This is a genomic window from Siminovitchia thermophila, assembly GCF_016909185.1.
Taxonomy (GTDB): Bacteria; Bacillota; Bacilli; order Bacillales; family Bacillaceae_C; genus Siminovitchia; species Siminovitchia thermophila.
In genome coordinates this window covers 24,460-35,494 of the sequence record NZ_JAFBFH010000042.1, presented here as the reverse complement: position 1 = coordinate 35,494, position 11,035 = coordinate 24,460, and the positions used below count along the sequence as shown (strand labels likewise).

At 37.7% G+C, this 11,035-nt stretch carries 14 protein-coding genes and 2 tRNA genes; 10 read left to right on the top strand and 6 right to left on the bottom strand.

Features of this window, described 5'->3' with window-relative positions; genetic code table 11:
* The first annotated feature begins 376 nt into the window (after window positions 1–376).
* The 6 genes from JOC94_RS20550 (at window position 377) to JOC94_RS20525 (ending at window position 3,296) form a co-directional block, all read left to right on the top strand.
* Window positions 377–604, top strand: coding sequence for a hypothetical protein (locus tag JOC94_RS20550; RefSeq protein ID WP_077110380.1), 228 nt, complete (start codon window positions 377–379; stop codon window positions 602–604).
* A 55-nt stretch (window positions 605–659) separates the two neighbouring features.
* Window positions 660–1,409 (top strand): hypothetical protein, encoded by a 750-nt coding sequence (locus JOC94_RS20545; protein WP_077110382.1) that lies wholly within the window; start codon window positions 660–662, stop codon window positions 1,407–1,409.
* A 98-nt stretch (window positions 1,410–1,507) separates the two neighbouring features.
* Window positions 1,508–2,011: a hypothetical protein gene (locus tag JOC94_RS20540; RefSeq protein WP_077110383.1), complete on the top strand. Its 504-nt coding sequence runs from the start codon at window positions 1,508–1,510 to the stop codon at window positions 2,009–2,011.
* 57 nt (window positions 2,012–2,068) lie between these two features.
* Complete coding sequence (locus JOC94_RS20535; protein WP_077110386.1) at window positions 2,069–2,368, top strand: hypothetical protein; 300 nt, start codon at window positions 2,069–2,071, stop codon at window positions 2,366–2,368.
* Window positions 2,369–2,740: 372 nt separating this feature from the next.
* A complete protein-coding gene (locus tag JOC94_RS20530) occupies window positions 2,741–2,977 on the top strand; it encodes a hypothetical protein (RefSeq protein ID WP_077110390.1) in 237 nt (78 codons plus the stop codon).
* Window positions 2,964–3,296: an HNH endonuclease gene (locus JOC94_RS20525; RefSeq protein WP_077110392.1), complete on the top strand. Its 333-nt coding sequence runs from the start codon at window positions 2,964–2,966 to the stop codon at window positions 3,294–3,296. Before JOC94_RS20530 ends, JOC94_RS20525 begins: the two co-directional genes overlap by 14 nt.
* Window positions 3,297–3,964: 668 nt before the next feature.
* Here JOC94_RS20525 and JOC94_RS20520 read toward each other — a convergent pair.
* The 6 genes from JOC94_RS20520 to JOC94_RS20495 form a co-directional block, all read right to left on the bottom strand.
* Window positions 3,965–4,738 (bottom strand): IS3 family transposase, encoded by a 774-nt coding sequence (locus tag JOC94_RS20520; RefSeq protein WP_205180284.1) that lies wholly within the window; start codon window positions 4,736–4,738, stop codon window positions 3,965–3,967.
* Window positions 4,702–5,259, bottom strand: a complete 558-nt coding sequence (locus tag JOC94_RS20515; RefSeq protein ID WP_205180282.1) for a helix-turn-helix domain-containing protein — start codon at window positions 5,257–5,259, stop codon at window positions 4,702–4,704. Before JOC94_RS20515 ends, JOC94_RS20520 begins: the two co-directional genes overlap by 37 nt.
* A 70-nt stretch (window positions 5,260–5,329) precedes the next feature.
* On the bottom strand, window positions 5,330–5,767 hold the full coding sequence (locus tag JOC94_RS20510; RefSeq protein WP_205180280.1) for a hypothetical protein: 438 nt from the start codon (window positions 5,765–5,767) through the stop codon (window positions 5,330–5,332).
* 62 nt (window positions 5,768–5,829) lie between these two features.
* The gene (locus JOC94_RS20505) at window positions 5,830–6,015 is read right to left on the bottom strand and encodes a hypothetical protein (RefSeq protein ID WP_077111277.1); all 186 of its coding nucleotides are present in this window, start codon (window positions 6,013–6,015) and stop codon (window positions 5,830–5,832) included.
* A 698-nt stretch (window positions 6,016–6,713) separates the two neighbouring features.
* A tRNA-Ser gene (locus JOC94_RS20500) sits at window positions 6,714–6,803 on the bottom strand.
* Window positions 6,804–7,129: 326 nt separating this feature from the next.
* A tRNA-Thr gene (locus tag JOC94_RS20495) sits at window positions 7,130–7,202 on the bottom strand.
* 187 nt (window positions 7,203–7,389) lie between these two features.
* On the opposite strand from JOC94_RS20495, the gene JOC94_RS20490 reads away from it, so the two are divergent.
* The 4 genes from JOC94_RS20490 to JOC94_RS20475 all read left to right on the top strand — a co-directional run bounded on the left by JOC94_RS20490 (window position 7,390) and on the right by JOC94_RS20475 (window position 11,015).
* A complete protein-coding gene (locus JOC94_RS20490) occupies window positions 7,390–8,433 on the top strand; it encodes an AI-2E family transporter (RefSeq protein ID WP_077111278.1) in 1,044 nt (347 codons plus the stop codon).
* Window positions 8,434–8,766: 333 nt separating this feature from the next.
* Window positions 8,767–9,531, top strand: a complete 765-nt coding sequence (locus JOC94_RS20485) for an IclR family transcriptional regulator (RefSeq protein ID WP_205180278.1) — start codon at window positions 8,767–8,769, stop codon at window positions 9,529–9,531.
* 58 nt (window positions 9,532–9,589) lie between these two features.
* Entirely contained in the window at window positions 9,590–10,057 is a 468-nt protein-coding gene (locus tag JOC94_RS20480; RefSeq protein WP_205180276.1) for a RidA family protein, read from the top strand.
* Between the two features lie 10 nt (window positions 10,058–10,067).
* Window positions 10,068–11,015, top strand: coding sequence for a sugar kinase (locus JOC94_RS20475; RefSeq protein ID WP_205180274.1), 948 nt, complete (start codon window positions 10,068–10,070; stop codon window positions 11,013–11,015).
* Window positions 11,016–11,035 lie beyond the last annotated feature (20 nt).

Sequence of the window (11,035 nt, the reverse complement as noted above, 5' to 3'; positions counted from 1 at the left end):
AGGAGTTGGCAAGTGGCGTATTTAATTTATGTATGCCCTACGGGCCATACATAAATTAAATGCCAATCCCTACATTATTAGTTTGCCATAAACAAAAATGTTGCACACTCAGGAGTTCCGAAAAATGGTTCTAGATCAATAACATTCACAAGAGAGTATAATACTTCTACACTTTATCAATATACACCGTATAGAGTATTGCTTGTAAATTCGGATACTACTAACGTCTCATACAGTTTGTGGATAAAATAAGCACTTCTTAAAGAGGAAAGCACCAGTAAGGTGCTTTTCTTATGCTTAATCAACATTACAAATATAGCGCTAACCTTTTTTAATTGGTAAGATATCCCTATACATAACGTGTAGGGGGCGCAATGTGGAAAGCGACATTTTAGATCCGATAAAAGATAAATTGGATAACATATTGATTCAAGTAGTATCATGGTTAGGATTTGCAGTATTGGCTTACGCAATAGTATTTATGGTATTACGATTAATCAAAGTGCCTAAGATCATTAGCAATGTGATTGCGGTAATCGTATTTGCCTTTGTAATATACAAAACATTAATAACTACTTATATGCCTGGAATTATTAAGGGGTAAATTGTTGCAGGAAATTATCTCCTTTTGTCGAATAGTTTCGATGGGAGGGGTATGAATGCGAATGAGTGAATTTGGAGAGTTAAAAAATTTTATTTTGTTTGTGAAATTCACAAAGAAAGAGTATGCAAAGTCAATATTGGGTGGAAATTTGTATATGAATAATATTGGCTATTTTATAGGTTTAGAAAAGGATAATAGAATAAAAGGCGTAGGTGATAAAAGGGAAGCAGGTTTAGTTAGAGAGGCTAAAGATCTTATTATTGTTGATATGGAAACTAATAAAGTTCTCTTTAAAGCTCCTAAGGGTGAAATAATACAAAGATATGAAAAGTCAGTAAATATTCCAATATTTTGTTATTCAATGTTTACAGCTGATGATTTCGTTGTATTGGAGGACAATAAAGAAAATTTAAGTTTCAAGTTAGACATCGGGAAAGACACAGAGAAGTTTTTGGAATTTGGCGATACAGCTATTATATTTCCCAATAACTTTCACCATCTACTTATTGATTCTGCTGAAAGTCATAAATTACAAGGTCGTGTTAATAAGGTCTCATATGATAAGTTTGATAAAATTAATGAGGAAAGAGAAAAGTTATTTCAGTCAGGAACATCCGATATGTTCTTTTGGAAACATGAGGATTTCAAATATCAAAGAGAAGTGCGTTTTGTCCTTCCACGCACATTTGTTGATAGTCATTATCTTTTTAAGATGAAGGAGCCGTATGAAAAAATAGCTACAGTTTCAACCAAAGATTTTTTTACAAATACTGCAATAATAGCAACAAAAAATAAAGCATCTTAATGGGTGCTTTTTCTTATGCCTAAAACATTACAGCTGTAGAACCGATTCTTTTTAATTGGTAAGATATCCCTATACATATGTGTAGGGGGAGAGATATTGTGAAGAAGTTTTTATTAATTTTTGTTGTAGCATTTTTGGTTATGGTAGGTTGTTCATCGGAAGATTCGGCTGCACCGAAAGAAGAAAGCAAACCAAAAGAAGAAAAGCAGACTGAAGAAGTAGAAAAAGACGATGAACCAACGCAAGAAGAACTTGACCAGAAATTAAAAGAAGAAGCTGTTGAGGCTGATTTCGTCGAACTGAACGTTGATAATCCACCAGATGGAAAAAAGGTAAAAGCTACAGGAGAAGTAACTTTAGTCCATGAATCGGGTGTCGGAGGAACTTTTTCTCTGACTACTGATGAAGGGATATATTCTATCCAAAACATGTCACTTGAAGAAGTTGAAGAAGGTCAAGAGGTAACTGCTTACGGAACGACTTCATCGGAAAAAGCAGAAGATGGTTCACCACAGATAGTAGCAACAATTATTGAAGTAGTTGATGGAGAAGAAGTAACAGCCGTCGCTGAAGAGGAAAAGAAAGAAGAAATCGACACGTAAGTATTTGAATACGCTGAAAGTACAGAAGTCACAGACGCCATCGCTATCAATGAGCATGTGACAGTATTTGTTGATATGAGCGAAGATTTAAAGCCAGGCTTAGCTTTCCAACATGTAGTAAACCAATCATATGATTTCATCCAACAAGACGACATAGAGGGCGCTAAGACCGTTGGTATCAACGTCCGTCAAGGTGGAAATAAGATAGCAATTTACACTGTAGATCGGGATAAGTTTCAACCGAATGATAACGAACCGATGGCTGATTTAGTCATGGATGCTTCCGTTGTAGAAATGGCATTACCTGAAGTTGAAGAGTTTGCAGATACAATGGAAATAAAATTAAATAAGGAGTGAAGGTATTGACCCAGCGGATTCACTGCGATCAATGCAACAAGCCTTTGAAAATCAAACTCAAAACAAAGTCACGGATCAATATAAAAGAAACATACTTCGTCTGTCCGCATTGCAAAGCCAAGTACACTGCATATGTTTTAGATGGCGAATGCAGAAAGTTGCAAAGCGAGATCCGGAAGCTGAAGCATTCCAAAAATGCAAAGGCCCAACTGTTTACAAGGAACCAGATCAGCAAGGACGAATATGTAAAGGCGATTGATGATATAGAAAACGAAAACAAAAAGATCCAGTCGATTTTAAAACCGAAGATGGATAGATTGAGGCACTCAATTAGTTGAGTGTCTTTTTGTTATTTAGAAAGGAGGAAACCACATGGAAATATTTATTAGAGGTTTACAAAGAGAAATTGCAGAAGTGTATACGGACAACAAAAGGATTCTTATTGGAGAAACTAACCGATACGATGTTGATTTTGTTATTCAAATCGACGAAACATTTATTGACGCTAATTTGACAATAGAATATGAAGAAGATCTGTCTTTTGACAAAGCAGAAAAACTGATTAAAGAAAAGTTTTTAAGCGAAGTGAAGAACCATGCCACAGACTGAATACAAAACACCTGAACAAAAGAAGAAGTTCTACCATTCATCAGCTTGGCAAGAGTTAAGGCAGCTGGCACTCGAACGTGACAACTATGAATGTGAGTGGTGTAAGCGCGAAGGTAAAGTCACTGTTGATTCTGTTAAGGAAGAAGGAAAGCGCAAAGAGATTGTCCTTAATGTAGACCATAAGTATTCAATAGAACAATATCATCAATTGGCACTGGTCTTGGACAACCTTGAGACTCTGTGCGTCTATCACCACAATGTCAAAAAAGGTAGGATATTCAAACGTAAGAAACCGAAATGGGACGATGAAAGATGGTAACTGTGGTATTAAATATTTCAACTTTAATTCATTTTATTGCATCAATCGTACTAATAATCTTGACCTATAGAAGAAGAAGTCCCCCCAAAAGTTACCTACCGACTTTTTCCACTTCTACAGGATTGCTTCTATTAATCCTAGACATCATGTAATCCTTGATTTTATCAATGCCAACATCTGTTCTGTGCATAGCTGTCAACACACCCCCCTTACGTGATTTTTACATTTAAAATCTGGACGATCGAGTCCCCTGCCCGGTCCCCGGCCAAAAAATAACGCCAAAGGATTCCTAGATTTTTTTAAAAGGCATAGTGAATTAGAGGTTTTGATTGAGGATACTTCAAATCGAATTCAGATGGAAAAGATGGCCATTCACACATGCATCAATGATGAGAGGGTAAAAATTTAATCGAAAACGGAACATGCGTTACCTTTTTGTGTTATAATGAATGGGAGCGTACGTTCTATAACTAATATATAGGATGTTTGCAATTGAGTTTTATTTGGCCATTACGAGGGGATTTTGTAGTAACATCAGGCTTTCGGACTCCAAGTAGACGGAGCCACCATGGGATTGACTTAGACGTGAAAGGTTCCGGGTATCAATATAATGTTCCTGTTATTGCAATCCGCAGTTCTTTGGATCGTTCATTGTTATACCAGTAGATTTAGTCTTCTATTCTCCTCTTTAACTCCTCATAGCTTACTAGTTTTCCCCCATAATACATTTCTTGCTTTAAAATGCCAAAGAAATTCTCCATCGAGGCGTTGTCTGCGCAGGCTGCTTTACGTGACATGCTTTGGAATACTTTATTTTTCTTTAATGTTTTAACCCATTGTTTGTGTTGGTAATGCCACCCTTGATCCGAGTGGACGGTAGTACGGTAGGTTGCGTGATTCTTTATGATCTCAATTGTTTCGTCTAAAGGTTCCATGACAAGATCCAATGTTGGACGTTTCTTAATTCCAAACGAAATAATTTCTCCATTATAAAGGTCTAGAATAGGGTTTAAATACAACTTCTCTTCGCCTAGACATTTGAATTCTGTAATGTCAGTTACTAATTTTTGAAGAGGAATAGATGTGTTAAAACGGCGGGATAGAAGGTTTTTCGCTACCTTTCCAACCCTTCCCTTATAGGAGTTGTATTTCCGATATTTCCGCATAAATTTAACACATTTCAGACTTAATTCCCGCATAAGTCGATACACTTTTTTATGATTAACGCAATGTCCTAATTTCTTTAATTCTTTTGTGATTCGTTTATAACCATAGCGTTCATGGAATTGCTTAAATAGGTGTCTAATGAGTTCTTTTATTTCTGCATCCGCATCTTCTTTACCGAAGTTTTTTACATGATAGTGATAGGTTGCTTCAGGAATACCCACAACAAGGAGAATATGTTTTAATCGGAATCCTTCTTCTTTAAGTTCGAATGCCACCTTTGCCTGTGCTTTTCGTGGAAGGCATTCGGATTCTCCCGAAAAGCTCGCAACTTTTTTAGATACGCATTTTCTAGCCTTAGTAGTTCATTCTCACGTTCCAGCTCTTCTTCACGTGTTAACTTTATTTCTTCCTTTTTCTTTGGTTTATTGGGTTTCTTGGACATAGAAGACTCCCCCTTTGGTTTCAGGCCTTCTACACCTTGTTCCTTAAATTCTTTCATCCAGCGTCTAATTAAGGAAGGGTTGTTCAATTTAAATTGAACAGCAGTTTCTAAATAAGAAGCACCTGTCTTTAACACAAATTGTATCGTATCTAATTTAAATTGGACAGGATACATTTCCCTAGTTTGCTTTCTTTTTAACCCATCCATTCCCTGAGATTTATACACTTTCACCCATTCAACTATTGGTGTTTCACTACCCATATTATATTTTTTTGCCAATGATTTATATCCTAGGTTGCCATATAAATACTCGGTGACAAGCTTTATTTTAAATTCCTCATTATATTTAGCCATAAAAACACCCCCGAAAATTAGATTTTCTACTCTAACTTTCGGGGGTAAGTACCACTGATTCCATGCGGTTTTACTTTCTGGATTTGTACCAATTCCGATGATTTTTTACTTGTTTCCCATCCTCATTTTTATTTTTCAACAAGATCGCAGGAGGATGAGGTGTACTGTTATCTTTCGTTTCATTCACAAAATACATATGGTTATTAATTTCTCCGTATTGTTCTGTATAAGGCATTTCAAGTGATTCAAATAACTTCATGCTGTCATCTGAAACTTTTATCACAATTACTTCATAACCCTCTCCATCAGATGCAGAAAAATCACCTTGAGACTCTCCCGTACTTAATGCTACATCAATCACTCTTTTTAATTCTAATAATGCTGTTTTATTCCCCACTATAAATGACTCGTGGTGTGGCATGTATTGAGCATAAATATGAAGATATTTCGTATCTTTAAAAGTCATACCAATCACTTTCCCTTCTTTATTTTTTGTTGTTCCAGTCATATTCCGTGTAAAAACGTTGTCCGCTGATACGCTTTTTAAGGCTGGGTTTACGGGGGCCGATTTTAATTTTCATTTTTTAACAACTCCTCACGATCATCGAGAAGCTTTTTAAGCTCCTCAACGTCCTCAAGTGTCGCTTGATTCCGTATGAAGCTCCTTGCCCTAGAGCGATCGCTTAAATATTTGGCACGTTCTTTGTTTTTCTGCTGCCATTTTTTATTTGCTTCGGTTTGTCTGTTCCTTTGCAAGCTTTTCAGCCTCCTTCATTAGCCTCTTTTTCCTTGCATTTAAAAACAGGTAACGAATAAATATGGGGGTCGCAAGTATCCAAACAACAATAATGCCGATTGTTAATATATCCATGTTATTGTGGTATACTTAGGGGAGAGAGGGGAGTTATCCTCCCCGTCTCCTTCTGGATTTTTCTAGCCTTAGCTTTTCAATTTCTAGTTTCGTATTCTGGTTGGTGAGCCATAATTGACGAACAGTTAGAATTGAAATTGCTAGGGCTATTATTTTGCCTAAGTCATCCCCTCCTTCACCTCCTTTCTATACCTTGTTTTACTATGCATAGTAAAACAAAATAAGCATTTTATGGTTTTTTGTAAAAATTTCCAATTGAATACAGAAATTAAACCCAGTAAACCAGGGCTTTATTCATCGTATGGTCGATATTTCTTTCTTAATTCCCCTTGTTCTGCTTTTCTTTCCATAACGCTTTAATAAGGTAATGTTTTTTTGAATAAAAAGAGCCCTCGATAGGAGTTTGAAATTTTATTATTCTTTATGGGGAAATAAAAAAAGAGAGCTTTTAACTCTCTTTCCGTGGTAACATTTTGGTAACAAATGAGTAAAATTATAGGCTTATTGAAAAATCACAAAAACTCACAAACCCCTTGTGTATCAAGGTTTTCCGCTTAATATTAAGTCGGAATAAAATGTAGAGCGGAGAAGGTGGGATTCGAACCCACGCGGCGGTTGCCCGCCCTAATGCATTTCGAGTGCATCCCCTTCAGCCGGACTTGGGTACTTCTCCATTTTAAGAGGTGGAACAAAGCTATTATACGGTAAAAGTTCTCAGCAGACAATGCATCAGCATTCGCATATCGGGATGATGTTTCCGCCCGGCTCGTTGGCGGTGCCGAATAGCTATCATCCATAGTGAAATAGTGGTCTGGCCAGCACACTCCCCGTGCAGTCTTTCGATTTTAAGATGGCGCAAAGGGTTCTTGCGGATTCTAAATTGAATGGACGAGATCATCACCACACACTTTTTACGAAGCCGATGGGGAACGAGCTTGCTGTCAAGGAAAAACGACTCCACATTTACGGAATCGTTGACATTTCAACGTCGTTTTCAAGTGCTGGTGACAGGATTTGAACCTGCGACCCCGTCATTACGAGTGACGTGCACTACCAACTGTGCTACACCAGCAATTCTTAAAAATTCACATACAAATAATAGTACATCTACAACCATTTTTCAATCATTTTTTTTGCAAGTGGTTCCTGATTGTTCCAAAAAAGACTGATGTGTTTTTTTAAAACTAATTTCCTGCCAGAACGGGATCATTGTTATAATAGAGGGATCAGAGATATATAGACAAGGGGACACGAACTGAATGGGCATCATGGAAATATTTCAAAAAAAAGGGGTCAAACGCATCATTATTTTTGCTTTGATTGTCCTGATTTTATACAGCATGAGAAGTATGATGAACTTGATTTTACTGACCTTTATCTTTTCGTATTTAATGAATCGCCTGATTGAATTCACCGCAAAGCGAATTCCAGTTAACCGGAAGCTGCTCGTTTTGTTTATGTATACGGTCATTGTCGGTGTGCTGGCATACGGGCTTGTGAAATATCTTCCCATTTTAACTTTGGAAATAAGCCAGTTGATTAAACAAGTCAACGCTTTTTACACGCAGCCGCACGACAATACTGTGATCAAGTATATCGAAGCGGTTATTTCCAAAAATCAAATCGTGTCCTATTTGGAAAATGGCTTTTCTTTTCTGATCAAATCGTTTACGGATATTAGCAAAATAAGTATCCACGTGATGATCGCTTTGGTATTGAGCTTGTTTTTCTTGCTGGAAAAGCCCCGTTTACAAGAATTTACGGCAAAATTTAAAAGCAGTAAGCTCGCTCCCTTTTATTTTGAGCTTGAGTTTTTCGGAAAAAAATTTACGCGTACCTTTGGCAAGGTGATAGAAGTCCAGTTTATGATCGCCCTTGTCAATTGTTTTTTGACAATGGTGGCGCTCGTGATCTTGGATTTTCCTCAGCTATTTGTATTGGCGCTCATGGTTTTTTTTCTGGGACTCATTCCGGTTGCGGGTGTGATCATTTCCTTGATTCCGCTTTGCTTGATCGCCTATTCGATCGGTGGCTTGATTAAGGTCGTTTATGTTGTGGCGGCCATTGCGATCATTCATGCGGTTGAGGCGTATGTATTAAATCCGAAGTTCATGTCGGCCAAAACGGATTTGCCCGTTTTCTATACATTCATCGTCCTGATATTCTCGCAACACTTTTTTGGGGTTTGGGGGCTGATCATCGGGATTCCGGTTTTTGTGTTTTTGCTTGATGTCCTTGAGGTAACAGACAGAAAGAAACGATCTGAAGCGCAAAACGAACGTTCCAAAACAGTGGAGAGTTAGCTCTCCGCTGTTCCTTAATGAACAATGGAATGAATCATTTTCAACTTTTGTACCGCGAGATTTGCGGTTTTTTTTCATCCCTCACTTGAGGTCGTTTAGGCTATTTTTTGATTTCATTTAGTCGAGTTTTTGTTATCGCTCAAGTGTGGAATGCTCATTTATTTGGGCAGGATGCGGCGCTTAAGCTAGATTGTGTTATGTCCGATTTCTCACATTTTTCATGTCATTGTAGAAAAAATTTTAACTATATTTATTTGACTTTTATGCTTCGCTTCGATTATAATATGAAAAAATAATAAAACAATGTTTTAATAGTTGAAAAAGGTGGATAGCTTGAATAAGTCATTACGTAATTCATCTACTGTAAGGTTGTTGCGTATTTTAGAAGAAATTGCCAAAAGTGATGATGGAATCGGTGTCACGGAATTAGCACAACGACTAGATCTAAATAAAAGTACTATTTATCGATTTTTGGCGACATTAGAAGAAGAACAATATTTGGAACAAGAGCCTGATACAAAAAAATATCATTCCGGGATTAGATTGTTTGAGCTTGCTTCACGTATCGTGAATAAAGTGGATTGGACAAAAGATATACGTCCGTTTTTGGTTGATTTAAAAGATCGTGTGAATGAAACCGTTCACCTTGGTATCATTGATGATCACGAAGTCGTTTATATTGATAAAGTAGAGTGTGAAAGATCGATTCGTATGTATTCAAAAGTCGGCAAACGGGCACCGGTTTACTGTACGGGCGTAGGCAAGGCAATTTTGGCTTTTCTTCCTGAGGAAAAAAGGAACCATATTATGAATCATATTCATTTTCATCCATTTACCGAAAATACAATTACCGATGCTGCCCATCTTAAAAAAGAAATAAAAATGATCCGGGCACAAGGATTCGCATTAGATAGAGAAGAGCATGAATTGGGTGTGAGTTGCACAGCATCGCCTATTTTCAATTATAATGGGAAAGTGCTTGGCGGGATTAGTATTGCTGGTCCCTCTTCACGTATAGATGAAGAAAGATTATTTGATTTGGCTTTAGAGGTGAAAGAGACTGCTCAATTTATATCACGCCGTTTGGGAAGTCTCTAATTTTTTTCGCTATATATTGAAACGTTGTTTTAAATATTAAAACAAAGGGGATGTTACGATGTCACAAATTGAAAAAAAGTTAAAGGAATTAGGAATTGAATTGCCTCCGGCGCCTCAACCTGCTGCCGTTTATATACCCGCTAAAAGGTTTGGCAGTAATATGCTGTATGTATCAGGTCAAGATTGCCGTGTAAATGGAAAGCTTTTGTATGAAGGAAAAGTGGGTAAGGATTTAACGGTTCAAGAGGGGTACGAGGCTTCTAAACAAGCGATGATCAATACGTTAGCGGTGATAAAGAGCGAAATTGGCAACTTAGACAATATTAAAAGCTTTGTTAAACTATTGGGCTTTGTTAATTCGGCAGACGGGTTTGTTGAACAACCTTATGTCATCAATGGCGCGTCTGAATTTTTAGAAGAGGTCTTTGGGGAAAAAGGCAAACATGCCCGTTCCGCTTTGTCAGCGAATGAGTTGCCCTTTAATACACCAGTAGAAATTGAGACAATCGTAGAACTAGAAGAATAGGGGTTACGACATGGATGTACTGACATTTGGTGAAACAATGGTCGCTTTTACCGCATTAAATAATCGTTCAATTGTGCAACACCACGATTTGTTTGTTTCTGTCGCCGGTGCTGAAACGAATGTTTCCATCGCTTTGGCACGGCTCGGACATCGGGTTAAATGGTTTAGCAGATTGGGCGATGACCCATTTGGACGAAAAATTTTATATGAATTAAATGCCCATCAGATTGATACGAGCGGCGTTATGATTGATCCTCATTATCCGACAGGAATTATGTTTAAACAAAAAAAAGAGTTATTAGATACAGAAGTGATTTATTATCGGGACCATTCTGCTGCCACTCAATTGAGTAAAAAAGATCTCCAAAACAAGTGGGTGAAAGATGCCAAAGTTCTCCACATTACTGGTATTACGCCATCATTAAGCGCTTCTTGTAAAGAGTTGGTGATGGAAGCCATCGCGTTGGCAAAGCAACATCAAACGGTCATTAGCTTTGATCCAAACATTCGTTTGAAATTATGGAGTATAGAAGAGGCGAAAAAAGTCTTGATCCCCATTGCAAAACAGTGCGATATTTTTTTACCCGGGAAAAGTGAGATGAAGCTGCTATGTGGAGCAAAACATTTGCGGGATATCCAAGCGCAGTTGGCTGAATGGGCTATCCCGCTTACTGTGATGAAAGATGGAGCCAATGGAGCGTGGATCATACAGAAGGGCTGTCATACCTTTGTACCTCCATTTCCAGTGAGGCGTGTAGTGGATGAGATTGGTGCGGGAGATGCTTTTGCGGCGGGATTTTTACATGGTTATCTACGAGGCGAAAATCATGAAACGTCTGTAAAATTTGGTCACGCTTGTGCCGCTTTTGTGGTTAGCTCAGAAGGAGATACAAGTGGACTGCCGATGAAACATGAGTTGGAGCGCTTTTTGAATAAAGACTCGGAAACGCTTCGTTAATTGTAATAGTCGCAATAATG